Source organism: Streptococcus pseudopneumoniae ATCC BAA-960 = CCUG 49455 (genome assembly GCF_002087075.1).
Taxonomy (GTDB): domain Bacteria; phylum Bacillota; class Bacilli; order Lactobacillales; family Streptococcaceae; genus Streptococcus; species Streptococcus pseudopneumoniae.
In genome coordinates this window covers 1-16,632 of sequence record NZ_MWSM01000013.1, presented here as the reverse complement: position 1 = coordinate 16,632, position 16,632 = coordinate 1, and the positions used below count along the sequence as shown (strand labels likewise).

At 40.3% G+C, this 16,632-nt stretch carries 17 protein-coding genes; 8 read left to right on the top strand and 9 right to left on the bottom strand.

Annotation, left to right across the window (positions count from 1 at the left end):
* The first annotated feature begins 30 nt into the window (after positions 1-30).
* Positions 31-1,341 (top strand): GTPase ObgE, encoded by a 1,311-nt coding sequence (obgE, locus tag B4W83_RS03300; RefSeq protein WP_004248745.1) that lies wholly within the window; start codon positions 31-33, stop codon positions 1,339-1,341.
* Positions 1,342-1,350: 9 nt separating this feature from the next.
* The gene (locus B4W83_RS12935; protein ID WP_007284777.1) at positions 1,351-1,509 is read left to right on the top strand and encodes a hypothetical protein; all 159 of its coding nucleotides are present in this window, start codon (positions 1,351-1,353) and stop codon (positions 1,507-1,509) included.
* A gap of 802 nt (positions 1,510-2,311) precedes the next feature.
* Here the strand turns inward: B4W83_RS12935 and B4W83_RS12855 are convergent.
* Entirely contained in the window at positions 2,312-2,527 is a 216-nt protein-coding gene (locus B4W83_RS12855) for a hypothetical protein (RefSeq protein ID WP_031222405.1), read from the bottom strand.
* 134 nt (positions 2,528-2,661) lie between these two features.
* Between B4W83_RS12855 and murA the strand changes: the two genes are divergently transcribed.
* The 6 genes from murA (at position 2,662) to radC (ending at position 10,165) form a co-directional block, all read left to right on the top strand.
* Positions 2,662-3,921 (top strand): UDP-N-acetylglucosamine 1-carboxyvinyltransferase, encoded by a 1,260-nt coding sequence (gene murA / locus B4W83_RS03285; RefSeq protein ID WP_001227095.1) that lies wholly within the window; start codon positions 2,662-2,664, stop codon positions 3,919-3,921.
* A gap of 15 nt (positions 3,922-3,936) precedes the next feature.
* On the top strand, positions 3,937-4,488 hold the full coding sequence (locus B4W83_RS03280) for a GNAT family N-acetyltransferase (protein ID WP_001028719.1): 552 nt from the start codon (positions 3,937-3,939) through the stop codon (positions 4,486-4,488).
* Positions 4,481-5,758, top strand: a complete 1,278-nt coding sequence (spxR, locus tag B4W83_RS03275; protein ID WP_000033819.1) for a CBS-HotDog domain-containing transcription factor SpxR — start codon at positions 4,481-4,483, stop codon at positions 5,756-5,758. Before B4W83_RS03280 ends, spxR begins: the two co-directional genes overlap by 8 nt.
* A 15-nt stretch (positions 5,759-5,773) precedes the next feature.
* Complete coding sequence (locus B4W83_RS03270; protein WP_000631540.1) at positions 5,774-6,634, top strand: methionyl aminopeptidase; 861 nt, start codon at positions 5,774-5,776, stop codon at positions 6,632-6,634.
* A 516-nt stretch (positions 6,635-7,150) separates the two neighbouring features.
* Positions 7,151-9,442: a DNA helicase PcrA gene (gene pcrA / locus B4W83_RS03260; protein WP_000992883.1), complete on the top strand. Its 2,292-nt coding sequence runs from the start codon at positions 7,151-7,153 to the stop codon at positions 9,440-9,442.
* 42 nt (positions 9,443-9,484) lie between these two features.
* A complete protein-coding gene (gene radC / locus B4W83_RS03255) occupies positions 9,485-10,165 on the top strand; it encodes a RadC family protein (protein WP_000286927.1) in 681 nt (226 codons plus the stop codon).
* On the opposite strand, the gene B4W83_RS03250 is transcribed toward radC, so the two are convergent.
* The 8 genes from B4W83_RS03250 to B4W83_RS03215 form a co-directional block, all read right to left on the bottom strand.
* Positions 10,162-10,851, bottom strand: coding sequence for a gamma-glutamyl-gamma-aminobutyrate hydrolase family protein (locus B4W83_RS03250; RefSeq protein ID WP_000743351.1), 690 nt, complete (start codon positions 10,849-10,851; stop codon positions 10,162-10,164). The genes radC and B4W83_RS03250 overlap by 4 nt on opposite strands.
* 17 nt (positions 10,852-10,868) lie before the next feature.
* The gene (locus tag B4W83_RS03245; RefSeq protein WP_000653403.1) at positions 10,869-11,510 is read right to left on the bottom strand and encodes a redox-sensing transcriptional repressor Rex; all 642 of its coding nucleotides are present in this window, start codon (positions 11,508-11,510) and stop codon (positions 10,869-10,871) included.
* Between the two features lie 82 nt (positions 11,511-11,592).
* Positions 11,593-11,808, bottom strand: a complete 216-nt coding sequence (locus B4W83_RS03240; RefSeq protein ID WP_000462493.1) for a DUF4649 family protein — start codon at positions 11,806-11,808, stop codon at positions 11,593-11,595.
* A gap of 7 nt (positions 11,809-11,815) precedes the next feature.
* Positions 11,816-12,163, bottom strand: coding sequence for a DUF1831 domain-containing protein (locus B4W83_RS03235; protein WP_000863540.1), 348 nt, complete (start codon positions 12,161-12,163; stop codon positions 11,816-11,818).
* 4 nt (positions 12,164-12,167) lie between these two features.
* Entirely contained in the window at positions 12,168-13,283 is a 1,116-nt protein-coding gene (locus B4W83_RS03230; RefSeq protein WP_000639649.1) for a cysteine desulfurase family protein, read from the bottom strand.
* A 9-nt stretch (positions 13,284-13,292) separates the two neighbouring features.
* Entirely contained in the window at positions 13,293-14,252 is a 960-nt protein-coding gene (locus tag B4W83_RS03225; RefSeq protein ID WP_001283810.1) for a ribose-phosphate diphosphokinase, read from the bottom strand.
* A gap of 112 nt (positions 14,253-14,364) precedes the next feature.
* Complete coding sequence (locus tag B4W83_RS03220; RefSeq protein WP_000681273.1) at positions 14,365-14,934, bottom strand: CYTH domain-containing protein; 570 nt, start codon at positions 14,932-14,934, stop codon at positions 14,365-14,367.
* A gap of 131 nt (positions 14,935-15,065) precedes the next feature.
* A complete protein-coding gene (locus tag B4W83_RS03215) occupies positions 15,066-16,211 on the bottom strand; it encodes a site-specific integrase (protein WP_000592975.1) in 1,146 nt (381 codons plus the stop codon).
* Positions 16,212-16,632 lie beyond the last annotated feature (421 nt).

Below are 16,632 nucleotides of genomic sequence, written 5' to 3'. Positions count from 1 at the left end.
CCCAGCCCTTTTTTAAAGTGAGAAGAAATAATGAGTATGTTTTTAGATACAGCCAAGATTAAGGTCAAGGCTGGTAATGGTGGCGATGGTATGGTTGCCTTTCGCCGTGAAAAATATGTTCCTAATGGTGGTCCTTGGGGTGGTGACGGTGGTCGTGGAGGCAATGTGGTCTTCGTTGTAGACGAAGGACTGCGGACTTTGATGGATTTCCGCTACAATCGCCATTTCAAGGCTGATTCTGGTGAAAAAGGGATGACCAAAGGGATGCATGGTCGTGGTGCTGAGGATCTTAGAGTTCGAGTACCACAAGGTACGACTGTTCGTGATGCAGAGACTGGCAAGGTTTTGACAGATTTGATTGAACATGGTCAAGAATTTATTGTAGCCCACGGAGGTCGTGGTGGTCGTGGAAATATCCGCTTTGCGACACCAAAAAATCCTGCACCGGAAATCTCTGAAAATGGAGAACCAGGTCAGGAACGTGAGTTACAATTGGAACTAAAAATCTTGGCAGATGTCGGTTTAGTAGGATTCCCATCTGTTGGGAAATCAACACTTTTAAGTGTTATTACCTCAGCTAAACCTAAAATTGGTGCCTACCACTTTACGACCATTGTGCCAAATCTAGGTATGGTTCGCACCCAATCAGGTGAATCCTTTGCAGTAGCCGACTTGCCAGGTTTGATTGAAGGGGCTAGTCAAGGTGTTGGTTTGGGAACCCAGTTCCTCCGTCACATTGAGCGTACACGTGTCATCCTTCACATCATTGATATGTCAGCTAGTGAAGGCCGTGATCCTTATGAGGATTATCTTGCCATTAACAAGGAGTTGGAGTCATACAATCTTCGTCTCATGGAGCGTCCACAGATTATCGTAGCCAACAAAATGGACATGCCTGAGAGTCAAGAAAATCTTAAAGAATTTAAGAAAAAATTGGCTGAAAACTACGATGAATTTGAAGAGTTACCAGCTATCTTCCCAATATCTGGTTTGACCAAGCAAGGTCTGGCTACGCTTTTGGATGCTACAGCTGAATTGTTAGACAAAACACCAGAATTCTTGCTTTACGACGAGTCCGATATGGAAGAAGAAGCTTACTATGGATTTGACGAGGAAGAGAAAGCCTTTGAAATTAGCCGTGATGACGATGCGACATGGGTACTTTCCGGTGAAAAACTGATGAAACTCTTTAATATGACCAACTTTGATCGTGACGAATCAGTCATGAAATTTGCCCGTCAATTACGTGGTATGGGGGTTGATGAAGCCCTTCGTGCGCGTGGTGCTAAGGATGGGGATTTGGTCCGCATTGGTAAATTTGAATTTGAATTTGTAGACTAGGAGACTAGTATGGGAGATAAACCGATATCTTTCCGAGATGCGGATGGCAATTTTGTTTCCGCCGCAGATGTTTGGAATGAAAAGAAATTGGAAGAACTATTTAATCGTCTCAATCCAAATCGTGCTCTGAGATTGGCACGAACTAAAAAAGACAATCCATCTCAGTAAAGAAGCTAAAAAATCCCGTGCCTCATCAGACACGGGATTTTGTGGTACAACGGGCATGTATAGCAAACTGAATCTGGAATAGCACAGGATATCTTCTAAAATATTGTTATCAATTGATTTGAATTTTAAAATTAAATTGTTTGATTCTTATTTCACTTTGTTATAGTATATCTGATGTCAAAGTTCTCGGCGAGTCAAATAGCGATTCCCAAGCCTGACTATCGTGAGGTAGCGGGTTAAAACGGTCTGGGGATAGACCGTTTTAAGTCTGTCGCTGGAAATAAGAATCGTCAGAGGAAGGGATAGCGAAATCGTGGCTCTACGAACAGGAACGTGATAGTAAGGTGTATATAGTGGATAAGGGGGCTCAGAACTCTAAATTCCAAAAAGGTAGTACATAAAGCACGAGAGTAATTGAATTCGTACTAAGATTTCCTATTTTCACTGTAACCTTTTAACGTCCTCATATCTTGTATAAACGAGGATAGATGTACGACTTATCCCGTGAGGTCTATCACTATAAAGAGAAAACGACAGATAGAAGTGATCCTGAGTCACGGTTATCTTTAAAATAGATTGTCTGATAGGATGCTAGCCTGAAAACGTCTTGTTCATGAAATATAGGACGGTATGTATAAAACGCTTCTGTGAACTGAGAGAAGGGGGAGAAGTTCTTTCTAAAGTTTAGTTGAACAGCCGTATTCCGATACTTAGATAAGGGAGCTAGTCTTAGCTCCTACTCGATTTCAGGGGACAAAAAAGGGGTAATAGCGCTTCGAGAAAGATTATACTCAAAATCTCTTCAAACCACGTCAGCGTCGCCTTGCCGTATATATATGTTACTGACTTCGTCAGTTCTATCTGCAACCTCAAAACAGTGTTTTGAGCTGCCTTCGTCAGTTCTATCTGCAACCTCAAAACAGTGTTTTGAGCTGCCTTCGTCAGTCTTATCTACAACCTCAAAACAGTGTTTTGAGCAGCCTGCGGCTAGCTTCCTAATCTGCTCTTTGGTTTTCATTGAGTATCAGTGACTAACTCATCAACTCTGATTTATCCAATAAAATTGAAAAGGATGGAAAAAAGGTTGCATTTATGATATAATTTATTTTAAAGACCTTATTAGAAATCTTGAGAGAGTATTGAAAACTTAGAATGAGAAAAATTGTTATCAATGGTGGATTACCACTACAAGGTGAAATCACTATTAGTGGTGCTAAAAATAGTGTTGTGGCCTTAATTCCGGCTATTATCTTGGCTGATGATGTGGTGACTTTGGATTGCGTTCCAGATATTTCGGATGTAGCCAGTCTTGTCGAAATTATGGAATTGATGGGAGCTACTGTTAAGCGTTATGACGATGTCTTGGAGATTGATCCAAGAGGTGTTCAAAATATTCCAATGCCTTATGGGAAAATCAATAGTCTTCGTGCATCTTATTATTTTTATGGAAGTCTTTTAGGTCGCTTTGGTGAAGCCACAGTTGGCTTGCCTGGAGGATGTGACCTTGGTCCTCGTCCGATTGACCTACACCTTAAGGCTTTTGAAGCTATGGGTGCCACTGTTAGCTACGAGGGAGATAACATGAAGTTATCTGCTAAAGATACAGGACTTCATGGTACAAGTATTTACATGGATACGATTAGTGTAGGAGCAACGATTAATACGATGATTGCTGCGGTTAAAGCAAATGGTCGTACTATTATTGAAAATGCAGCCCGTGAACCTGAAATTATTGATGTAGCTACCCTCTTGAATAATATGGGTGCCCATATCCGTGGGGCAGGAACCAATATCATCATTATTGATGGTGTCGAAAGATTACATGGGACCCGTCATCAGGTGATTCCAGACCGCATTGAAGCTGGAACATATATTTCCTTAGCTGCTGCAGTTGGTAAAGGAATTCGTATCAATAATGTTCTTTACGAACACCTAGAAGGATTTATTGCTAAGTTGGAAGAAATGGGAGTGAGAATGACTGTATCTGAAGACAGCATTTTTGTCGAGGAACAGTCTAATTTGAAAGCAATCAATATTAAGACGGCTCCTTACCCAAGCTTTGCAACTGATTTGCAACAACCGATTACCCCACTTTTACTAAGAGCGAATGGTCGTGGTACAATTGTCGATACGATTTACGAAAAACGTGTAAATCATGTTTTTGAACTAGTAAAGATGGATGCGAACATTTCGACAACAAATGGTCATATTTTGTACACGGGTGGACGTAGTTTACGTGGAGCCAGTGTTAAAGCAACTGACCTGAGAGCAGGTGCAGCTTTAGTTATTGCTGGTTTGATGGCCGAGGGACAAACTGAAATTATCAATGTCGAGTTTATCTTACGTGGTTATTCTGATATTATCGAAAAATTACGTAATCTAGGAGCGGATATTAGACTTGTTGAGTATTAAACCGTAGAGGTGTTTATGAATATTTGGACCAAATTAGCAATGTTTTCTTTTTTTGAAACGGATCGCTTGTATTTGCGTCCTTTCTTTTTTAGTGATAATCAGGACTTCCACGAGGTAGCTTCAAATCCAGAAAATCTTCAATTTATTTTCCCAACGCAGGCAAGTCTGGAAGAAAGTCAGTATGCACTTGCCAATTACTTTATGAAGTCCCCTTTGGGAGTGTGGGCAATTTGTGACCAGAAAAATCAACAAATGATTGGTTCTATTAAATTTGAGAAGTTAGATGAAATCAAAAAAGAAGCTGAGCTTGGCTATTTTTTGAGAAAAGATGCTTGGTCGCAAGGATTTATGACAGAGGTTGTTAGAAAAATTTGTCAGCTTTCTTTTGAAGAATTTGATTTAAAACAATTATCTATTATTACCCATCTCGAAAATGAAGCAAGTCAACGGGTTGCCCTTAAGTCTGGATTTCGATTGATTCGTCAGTTTAAAGGAAGTGATCGTTACACAAGAAAAATGCGGGATTATCTTGAATTTCGGTATGTAAAAGGAGAGTTCAATGAGTAAGCATCAGGAAATTCTAAGCTATTTGGAGGAATTACCAGTAGGTAAAAGAGTCAGTGTTCGTAGTATTTCCAATCATCTAGGAGTTAGTGATGGAACAGCCTATCGGGCTATTAAAGAAGCTGAAAACCGTGGAATTGTGGAGACCCGTCCTAGAAGTGGAACAATTCGTGTTAAATCCCAGAAAGTTGCTATAGAGAGATTAGCGTTTGCTGAAATTGCAGAGGTGACTTCTTCTGAGGTTCTGGCTGGGAAAGAAGGTTTAGAGAGAGAATTTAGTAAGTTCTCTATCGGTGCCATGACTGAACAAAACATCCTATCCTACCTTCATGATGGGGGACTCTTGATTGTCGGAGACCGGACCCGTATCCAATTACTAGCGCTGGAAAATGAAAATGCCGTTTTGGTTACAGGTGGTTTTCATGTTCATGATGATGTGCTTAAACTGGCAAATCAAAAAGGGATTCCTGTTCTAAGAAGCAAGCATGACACTTTCACTGTTGCGACTATGATCAATAAAGCCTTGTCAAATGTCCGAATCAAGACTGATATTTTGACAGTTGAGAAGCTTTATCGTCCAAGTCATGAGTATGGTTTTCTGAGAGAGACAGACACCGTTAAAGATTATTTGTACTTGGTACGCAAGAATCGTAGCAGTCGTTTTCCTGTTATCAATCAACATCAGGTTGTTGTTGGCATTGTAACCATGAGAGATGCTGGTGATAAGTCACCAAGTACCACAATTGACAAGGTCATGTCTCGTAGTTTATTTTTAGTTGGATTATCGACAAATATTGCCAATGTGAGTCAACGGATGATTGCTGAAGACTTTGAAATGGTACCGGTTGTTCGGAATAATCAAACCTTGCTTGGAGTTGTGACACGACGAGATGTCATGGAGAAGATGAGTCGTTCCCAAGTTTCTGCTCTACCAACTTTTTCTGAGCAGATTGGTCAAAAACTCGCTTATCACCATGATGAAGTCGTCATTACAGTGGAACCCTTTATGCTTGAGAAAAACGGTGTTTTGGCTAATGGTGTATTAGCGGAGATACTGACTCACATGACCCAAGATTTAGTTGTGAATAGTGGTCGCAATCTCATTATCGAGCAGATGCTCATCTACTTTTTGCAGGCTGTTCAGATAGATGATACACTGCGCATTCAAGCACGCATTATCCACCATACTAGACGGTCAGCTATTATTGATTACGATATTTATCATGGTCATCAGATTGTTTCAAAAGCAAATGTAACCGTTAAAATTAATTAGAAACTAGGAGAAAAAATGATAACATTAAAATCAGCTCGTGAAATCGAAGCTATGGATAAGGCCGGTGATTTTTTAGCAAGTATCCATATTGGCTTGCGTGATTTGATTAAGCCTGGCGTAGATATGTGGGAAGTTGAAGAATACGTTCGCCGTCGTTGTAAGGAAGAAAATTTCCTTCCGCTTCAGATTGGAGTTGACGGTGCCATGATGGACTATCCTTATGCTACCTGTTGCTCTCTTAATGATGAAGTAGCTCATGCTTTCCCTCGTCACTATATCTTGAAAGATGGTGATTTGCTCAAGGTTGACATGGTTTTGGGAGGTCCAATTGCTAAGTCTGATTTGAATGTCTCAAAATTAAACTTCAACAATGTTGAGCAAATGAAGAAATACACTCAGAGCTATTCTGGTGGTTTAGCAGACTCTTGTTGGGCTTATGCTGTAGGTACACCGTCCGAAGAAGTGAAAAACTTGATGGATGTAACTAAAGAAGCAATGTATAAGGGGATTGAGCAAGCTGTTATTGGGAACCGTATTGGTGATATTGGTGCAGCCATTCAAGAATACGCTGAAAGTCGTGGTTACGGTGTAGTGCGTGATTTGGTTGGTCATGGTGTTGGCCCAACCATGCACGAAGAACCAATGGTTCCTAACTATGGTATTGCTGGTCGTGGACTTCGTCTCCGTGAAGGAATGGTCTTGACTATTGAACCAATGATTAATACAGGTGACTGGGAAATCGATACAGATATGAAAACCGGTTGGGCGCATAAGACCATTGACGGTGGATTGTCATGTCAGTATGAACACCAATTTGTCATTACGAAAGATGGACCTGTTATCTTGACTAGCCAAGGTGAAGAAGGAACTTATTAATAAAAATTGAAAAGACTACTGGAAGTTTATTTTGATAAAAAATCCAGTAGATCTTTTCATAATAAAACGCATTGTATCAAGTGTTAGGGGCTGATATCATGCGTTTTTCTGACTTTAAGATTTTTTCCAACTCTGTTTGTAACCACATCATAACAGAGGGTCTAGGATTCAGGGCTCTCCTCCTATATACTATTAGTAAAGCAAAACTAGGGGAGAATATTTTAGTGTCGCAATCTATTGTTCCTGTAGAGGTTTTACGATATCGTTGTTTTGGTTTTAAAAAGAGAAATGGAATTCTGTTTAACGTTCGTATTGCCAATCTTAAATTTACCTTTTTTATATTGATGTATTGAGCTAGTTCATGAAAAAATTAAGTGAAAAAGTCGAGTGTTTTAGAAACCTACAGTGTAGTATTCTAGTTTCAATCCGCTATATTTTGCTACTCCCCGTAAAGTTTCTATTTTCCCTGATTTCTGATATAATAGAAATATTGACTTCAAGAGTAAGGAAGAGAAGATGAACGCATTATTAAATGGAATGAATGACCGTCAGGCTGAGGCGGTGCAAACGACAGAAGGTCCCTTGTTGATTATGGCGGGGGCTGGCTCTGGAAAGACCCGAGTTTTGACCCACCGTATCGCTTATTTAATCGATGAAAAGCTGGTCAATCCTTGGAATATCTTGGCTATTACCTTCACTAACAAGGCTGCGCGTGAGATGAAAGAGCGTGCTTATAGCCTTAATCCAGCTACTCAGGACTGTCTGATTGCGACCTTTCACTCCATGTGTGTGCGTATTCTGCGTCGCGATGCGGACCATATTGGTTACAATCGCAATTTTACTATTGTAGATCCAGGGGAGCAGCGAACTCTCATGAAACGCATTCTCAAGCAGTTGAACTTGGATCCTAAAAAATGGAATGAACGAACTATTTTGGGAACCATTTCCAATGCTAAGAATGATCTGATTGATGATGTAGCTTATGCTGCCCAAGCTGGCGATATGTATACGCAAATCGTGTCCCAGTGTTATACAGCTTATCAGAAAGAACTGCGTCAGTCGGAGTCGGTTGACTTTGATGATTTGATTATGCTGACCCTGCGTCTCTTTGATCAAAATCCTGATGTCTTGACCTACTATCAGCAGAAGTTTCAGTACATCCATGTTGATGAGTACCAAGATACCAACCACGCTCAGTATCAATTGGTCAAACTCTTGGCTTCACGCTTTAAAAATATCTGTGTGGTTGGGGATGCGGATCAGTCCATCTACGGTTGGCGTGGTGCTGATATGCAGAATATTTTGGATTTCGAGAAAGATTATCCCCAAGCCAAGGTTGTTTTGTTAGAAGAAAATTATCGCTCTACGAAGACTATTCTTCAAGCGGCCAACGAGGTCATTAAAAACAACAAAAACCGCCGTCCTAAGAATCTCTGGACCCAAAATGCTGATGGGGAACAAATCGTTTACTATCGTGCCAATGATGAACTAGATGAGGCTGTATTTGTAGCCAAAACCATCGATGAACTTGGTCGGAGTCAAAACTTCCTTCACAAGGATTTTGCAGTTCTCTATCGGACTAATGCGCAGTCCCGTACTATTGAGGAAGCCTTGCTTAAGTCCAATATTCCTTATACCATGGTTGGTGGAACCAAGTTCTACAGCCGTAAGGAAATCCGCGATATTATCGCTTACCTTAACCTCATTGCCAATTTGAGTGACAATATCAGTTTTGAGCGCATTATCAACGAACCGAAACGAGGAATTGGGCCAGGAACGGTTGAGAAAATTCGTGACTTTGCGAATGTGCAAAACATGTCTATGCTGGATTCTTCTGCTAATATCATGTTGTCTGGTATCAAGGGGAAAGCAGCCCAATCTATCTGGGATTTTGCCAATATGATTCTGGATTTGCGGGAGCAACTGGACCAGTTAAGCATTACTGAGTTGGTTGAGGCCGTCCTAGAAAAAACAGGTTACGTCGATATTCTAAATGCTCAAGCGACTTTAGAAAGCAAGGCTCGGGTTGAAAATATTGAAGAGTTCCTTTCTGTGACGAAAAACTTTGATGACACCTCTGATGGGCCAGAAGAAGAAACTGGTTTGGATAAACTAAGTCGTTTCTTAAATGACTTGGCCTTGATTGCGGACACAGATTCAGGTAGTCAGGAGACATCAGAAGTGACCTTGATGACCCTGCATGCTGCCAAAGGTCTCGAGTTTCCAGTTGTCTTTTTGATTGGGATGGAAGAAAATGTCTTTCCACTTAGTCGTGCGGCTGAAGATCCAGATGAATTAGAAGAAGAGCGCCGTCTAGCCTATGTAGGTATCACGCGTGCAGAGAAAATCCTCTATCTAACAAATGCCAACTCGCGCCTGCTTTTTGGTCGTACCAACTACAACCGTCCCACTCGTTTTATTAACGAAATCAGCTCGGACTTACTTGAGTATCAAGGTCTGGCTCGTCCAGCAAATACAAGCTTTAAGGCATCTTATAGCAGTGGTGGGGTTGCCTTCGGTCAAGGTATGAGTCTTGCCCAGGCTCTTCAAGACCGTAAACGCAGTGCTGCCCCAAAATCTATCCAGTCAAGCGGTCTCCCATTTGGTCAATTTACAGCTGGAGCAAAATCAGCTTCTAGCGAGGCAAATTGGTCCATTGGTGACATTGCCCTCCACAAGAAGTGGGGAGAGGGAACTGTTGTGGAAGTTTCAGGTAGCGGTGCTACGCAGGAATTGAAAATCAATTTCCCAGAAGTAGGTTTGAAAAAACTTTTGGCTAGTGTGGCCCCAATTGAGAAAAAAATCTAATTTTTCATCCTTCTCACGAATAATAAAGTGAGGAGGATTTTTATGTACAGTATTTCATTCCAAGAAGATTCACTATTACCAAGAGAAAGACTGGCCAAGGAAGGAGTTGAAGCGCTCAGTAATCAAGAGTTGCTAGCTATTTTACTCAGGACAGGAACACGTCAAGCTAGCGTTTTTGAAATTGCCCAGAAAGTCTTGAGCAATCTTTCAAGCCTAACGGATTTGAAAAAAATGACCCTGCAGGAATTGCAGAGTCTGTCTGGTATCGGCCGTGTTAAGGCCATAGAATTACAAGCTATGATTGAACTGGGCCATCGTATTCACAAACACGAGACTCTTGAGATGGAAAGTATTCTCAGCAGTCAAAAGTTGGCCAAGAAGATGCAACAGGAATTGGGGGACAAAAAACAAGAGCACCTGGTGGCGCTCTATCTCAATACTCAAAATCAAATCATTCATCAACAGACCATTTTTATCGGTTCTGCAACTCGTAGTATCGCTGAGCCGCGAGAGATTCTTCACTATGCTATCAAGCATATGGCGACTTCACTCATCTTGGTCCACAATCACCCTTCGGGAGCGGTAGCCCCTAGCCGAAATGATGATCATGTCACTAAAATTGTTAAAGAAGCCTGCGACCTGATGGGGATTGTCCTCTTGGACCATTTGATTGTCTCACAATCTAGTTACTTTAGTTACCGTGAAAAGACAGATTTAATCTAAAGTTCATTAACAACATAGTCAAAGAGGTTTTTATCTTTGGGGCGATTTTCAAATAGAAATTCTGGGTGCCATTGGACACCGAGAAAGGCAACATCATCCGTACTCATGACAGCTTCAATAATACCATCTTTAGGATCATGAGCCGCAATCTTTAAATTTGGTGCTAAATCCTTGATACTCTGGTGATGGAAGGAGTTGATATGGGAGATTTCTCCATAGATTTCTCGGAGAACAGTATCAGGTTCTGTCACCAAGCGTTGAGTTGTGTACTCGGCAGAACAATTCTGCCAATGATCTTCGATATCTTGGTACAGAGTTCCGCCCATGGCAACGTTAAAAAGCTGAGTCCCACGACAGACGGAGAAAATAGGCTTTTTCTGTTTGATAGCTTCCTTGATGAGGGCTAGTTCGAATATATCTCTTTGAAGGTGGTAGTCATCGCTATCAATGGTTTTTGGTTCACCATAGAATTTTGGATCAACATTTTGCCCACCTGTCAAGATGAGCTTGTCAATCATACTGATATAGTGGCAGGCCATTTCTTGATCACCAATCGGTAGGATGATGGGAATCCCTCCAGCGTCTTTAACGCCTTCCACAAAGCCTTTTGCTGCGTAGCTCATCATGATGTCATTATCTGGATGAGTTTTTTCGTTTCCTGTTATCCCAATAACTGGTTTTTTCATAAAATGATTTTCACTTTCTAATCCTCTTTTCGCATGAAGTAGAGGAGGGTTTGGAGTTCACTTGTCAAATCGACATACTGAACGACCACATCTTTTGGTAAATGCAGATGGACTGGTGAAAAACTAAGAATTCCTTTCACACCAGCATCTACCAAGAGATTAGCAACCTCTTGTGACTTAACACTGGGAACGGTCAGGATAGCAGTCTTGACATCGGCATCCTTGATTTTATCCTTGATTTGAGAAATTCCGTAAATGGGAATCCCGTCAGGAGTTTGGGTACCGACTTCAGGATGGTCATCCAGGTCAAATGCCATGATAATCTTCATCTTGTTACGCTCATGAAAGCGGTAGTGGAGAAGGGCATGGCCCATATTTCCAATACCAACCAGCATGACATTGGTAATAGAGTTATCATTGAGCAAATCGGCAAAAAATGTCATCAGTTTTTTGACATCATAGCCAAAACCACGACGACCAAGTTCACCAAAATAGGAAAAATCACGACGTACGGTCGCTGAATCAATACCGATAGCCTCTGCAATTTGTTTAGAGTTGGCACGTTCAATCTTTTCTGCATGAAATCTCTTAAAAATTCGATAGTAGAGAGAGAGTCTTTTCGCTGTAGCTTTTGGAATAGCAAACTGTTTATCTTTCACAAAATCACAACCTTTCTATTCTTCTATTTTATAGAAACATTGTGAAAAAATCAACAAAAACAAGAAAAAACTAAGAAAAATCTTAGTTTTGATGTAAAAAATCTGTATGTGATAGAAAACGGTAGAGGTCTCCGACCAGACCCTGATAAATTTTCTGGCTATTAAAAGTCAGAGAAGTTACATAAAGTGTATCTGGCAGGGTCACACATCCTGACAAAGCCAGCATGAGAGCTTCATAATCCTCATACTTGAGTGTACGCTCTACATGATAGCTGTCCTTATAGGTCAATTCAAACATATGGGACCTATCTTTCTGATTTTGTAAAGACACCACGTTCTACCAAGCTATCCATGAGGAAGTAGAATTTTTCCTGATGAATGTGGTGGTCTTCTGATTTGAAAATATCAACTAGACGAAGACCAAACTTGTCAGTGATATTGATTTTAGCCCCTGTAAGTTCCTTGTTAATGATGATTTTGAGTTGGAAGCCTTCACCGCTGTTTGGCACTTTTTCCAAAAGGCGAGTCAATTCATAGTTACCAACCTTAGTCTCAAAAAAGGTGTTATCTTTGAGGGTGAATTTTTTAACAGAAGGGCTAAGAGTGTAGTCGTAACGACAATTTTTTAACTGAATGGTTTTTTCAAATGCCATATGGCTAACCTCCGATAATTTCTTTTAAGGTTTTTGCGAGGGTTTGTAGGTCTTCAACAGTATTTTGTGGCGACAAACTGATACGAACGGATTCCTTCAAGCGTTCTGAATTTGCCCCGTACATGGCTTCAAGAACATGGCTGGATTGGACAATGCCTGCCGTACAGGCTGAGCCAGTAGAGATAGAAATTCCAGCCAAATCTAGCCGAAGGAGTAAAAGGTCATTTTTCTGATCAGGAAATCCAATATTGAGGACATAAGGGAGATGATCTTGTCCTCTATTCACGTAATACTGAATTCCTTCTAGCTCTGCAAGAAAGGCAGTTTCTAGATTTTGTACATGTTGGAAATGTTCTTCCTGTTTTTCTAGGTCTTCTTTTAGGGCTGCAACCATACCCACGATGGCAGCTAGATTTTCAGTTCCGGCTCGTTTTTTCTGTTCTTGGTCTCCGCCATGAAGATAGGAATCAAAATCCATGCTAGATGCGTAGAGAAAACCGATTCCCTTAGGACCATGGAACTTGTGGGCAGAAGCAGTGAGAAAATCAATGCCCAATTCTTCTGGGTGTATAGGGATTTTACCAATAGCCTGAACTGCATCGACATGATAGGCGGCTGGGTGTTGCTTGAGTATTTGGCCAATTTCAGCAATGGGCAGTAGGTTTCCAGTCTCATTATTGGCAAACATGGTAGAAACCAAAATCGTATCGTCACGTAAGGCCTCTTGAATTTGCTGGGCTGTGATTTCTTGATTTTCTGGCTGGATAATGGTTGCTTCAAACCCAAAGTGTTGAACCAAGTAATCAATTGTTTCAAGGACAGCATGGTGCTCGATGGCAGTTGTGATGATATGTTTTCCTTGTTCTTGGTGACGAAGACAGTAGCCAATGATGGTAGTATTATTGGCTTCAGTCCCACCAGAAGTGAAAAAGATATGTTGAGGTTTTGTCCTTAGTAACTGGGCTAGTTCCTGACGGGCTTCTCGCAAGAGTTTGCCAGCTTGACGACCATGACCATGAATACTAGAAGGATTTCCGTGGTTTTCTTGCATAACCTTGGTCATAGCTGAAATAGCAACTGCTGACATAGGAGTCGTTGCAGCATTGTCCAAATAAATCAAAGAATCACCTTATTTCTTTTTATTGTAGGCAAAGAGTGGGCTGACTGGTTTTCTTTCGTGAATACGGACGATAGCATCACCAATTAACTCACTAGCAGTGATATAGCATACATTTTTAGGAGTTTTTTCTTTTGTTGCTACTGAATCAGTCACAAGAATTTCTTTAATATTAGTATTGTCAAGAAGTTCAGCAGCTCCTTCGACGAAGAGGCCGTGGCTAGAAACAGCATAAATTTCTGTAGCTCCTTCACGTTCAACGATTTTAGCAGCTTCAGAGAAGGTACGTCCTGTATTTAAAATATCATCAATCAAGATAGCTTTCTTACCTTCAACATCACCAATGATATAACCTTCGTTGCGAGTTGCATCGTCTTGAGGATAGTCGATAATGGCGATAGGAGCGTCAAGATATTCAGCCAAGCTACGCGCACGTTTGACACCTGAATTTTTAGGGCTAACGACAACAACATCTGAACCGAGTAGTCCCTTATCGCAGTAATGTTTTGCAAATAGGGGGACAGTGAAAAGATTATCCACTGGAATATCAAAGAAACCTTGAACCTGAACGGCATGCAAATCAAGAGTCAGGATACGATCAACCCCAGCCTTAACCAGCATATTGGCAACTAGTTTTGCTGTAAGTGGCTCACGAGGACAAGCAATGCGGTCTTGACGTGCATAGCCAAAATATGGAAGGACAACGTTGATACTGTGGGCACTTGCACGCACACAAGCGTCGACCATGATCAACAATTCCATTAGGTGGTTGTTGACAGGGAAACTTGTTGATTGGATGATGTAAACATCATAACCACGGACACTTTCTTCGATATTCACTTGGATTTCTCCGTCTGAAAATTGACGTGACGATAGTTTTCCAAGTGGGACACCAACAGCTTCAGCAATTTTCTGTGCAATCTCTTGGTTAGAGTTGAGTGCGAAAAGTTTCATGTTTTTTCTATCTGACATTATAGACCGTCCTCTGTAAACTTTTTAAATCCTAGTGATATTTATCTTACATATATGAACTAGAACCTGTGTATTTTTATCTTTTCTATTTTACCAAAAAATGGAGATTATTTCAGCTATTTTTCATGCTTTTGACAAATCGAACCAATTTTGAAGGAGCTTTTTGATAGGAAATCTGATTTTCCTCTAAAAATTGCTGGAAATCCTGTTTGCCTTGCTCATGATTTTCCACTTCAAGCTCTAATTCATAATCTGTCATATCAAAGTACTGACTTTCATCCAGTGCCATGAGGCCAATAGCTGTTTGCATTTCATAGCGAAGCGTTGTTAGACAACCAAGAACCTGCCATTCACTAGTTTGGATACCATGTTTCGCCAATTCATCCAATACTATCCCTTGAGGAAATTCTTTCTTGCTCAGATAGTTTTCAGCATCTTTTAGTTGCAATTTTTGGTTGTATTCCATGTTTCCAACACTCTGCGGGACTTTGAGTGTCAATTCTGCCCAGTCTTCAAAAGTTCGAATGCGCATAGCAACTTTCTTTTCTCGCAGCTCAAAATCAGGTGTGTCGATGTAGTAATTTTTTTGAAGAACAGGAGTGACACCTGTGAACTGGTCTTTTAGACGATCATACTCATCTTTTTTCAATAGTGTTTTCAATTCAATTTCTAAATGTTTCATTTTTCTTACCTTTTCTTTATCGTTGAAAGCGGATTATTTATAAACTGCTCACAGCTTCCTAGTCCCTTGAAATCAGTGGGTTTCTAGCATGTCAACCAAAAGTGAATACGAGATTGAATACGACTCTACTTTTAGCTGGAGCGAATGAAATCCATGAGCTGATCAACGACTTCAAAACGTTGATTATCATTGATGTGGGTATACATATCAAGGGTTGTTTGAACATTGTTGTGACCTAATCTGTCCGAAATAATTTTGGCTGTAATACCAGCTTCAAAGAGGAGAGAAGCGTGTGTGTGCCTGAAACCGTGAGGAGTGATTTTTTTGACATCTTTATGTTCACAAAAGAATCTTCTAAGTCTCTCTTTCACAGCTGAAGGTGAAATCCATCCTCCGAAACTATTCGTAAAGATATAATTCGAATTATGTTTGTAAGGCACACTAGCCCGAAAATATTCTTTTATTTGCTGACGTTTCCAGATTTTCAAAACGTTCAGAGTAGTGTCATCCAAGGTGATCACTCTCTTACTCATTTTAGTTTTAGGGTCCTGAACAGTTTGTTTTTTATTAACAACGACAGCTGTTCGAGAAATGCTTAACAACTTATTTTCAAAGTCAACATCTGACCACATGAGGCCAATTGCTTCTCCAGTTCTCAATCCAGAAAAAGCGAGCAAGTGAAAAAAGGTGTAGTCTACTGGCTTACAATTTACTTTGTAAACTTTAAGAAACTCCGTTAGTTCCTGTTTTGTATAGTGGTTCTCTTTGCCCTTTAAGGGTCTATTTTTAGGCTTGATAATCTTGTCCAAGGGATTTAACTTAATGATGTCAAGAGAAACGGCATACTTGAAAATACGGCTGATTACAGAGTAGTAATTGGCATATAGGATATAGCGATTACTTAACTGGATAGCAACCTTTTGACAATAAGCTACACTGATCTGCTGAATTTTCATATCTGTAAAATATGAGTCAATTATAATACGAAGTTTTTTCTTAACGTTCTGATAGGTTGTTGGTTTTACAGTACTTTTATAGCTATCAAGCCATAACTCAGCGACTTCAGCGAAAGTAGGGTTCTGGAAATCTTCGTTGTTTGAAAAACCGTTCTCTTCAACATCTAAGAGAAGGTCACGTTCGGCTGCTTTAGCTTCTTTAATGGTTTTAAAACCACGGCGTGTTGTACGCTTTTCTTTTCCAGTAGCAGGGTCTATACCCAGATATGTTTGAAAGAGATATCTAGTCTCTCCTTTTTTTGTAAGGTATTTTTTTATCATAAAAAGTCCTTTCTTTTCGATTGCTTGCCCGCATAGTTGAAAAGGTGTAGAACTTATGATAAACTATAGTTGTATTTTTTTATCATCCTTTCCATTGCTTGCTAGGTGGAAAGTTGAATCCTCACACTCAAAGTTTGGCGATGGAGAGTGTGGGGATTTTTTGAGTTGTTTCCAAAATGGAAACAGTTGCTAGATAAAAAGAAAAGTAGTCGTATCAAATACGGCTACCATCACGTTATGGATCTAAAATCCAAACCTAAACTTTATGGAGCTAAACTCCTGATAGCTGTATTGTAATATAATTTTCAAAAAATATCAATTTCGCACAATAGACCTATAGGATGAGGTTGCTATTGGCGAATATGGGGGTGCTTTTGTTTATTTCAAGTATTTATAACTCAAAAAAGGGAAGTAACAATTA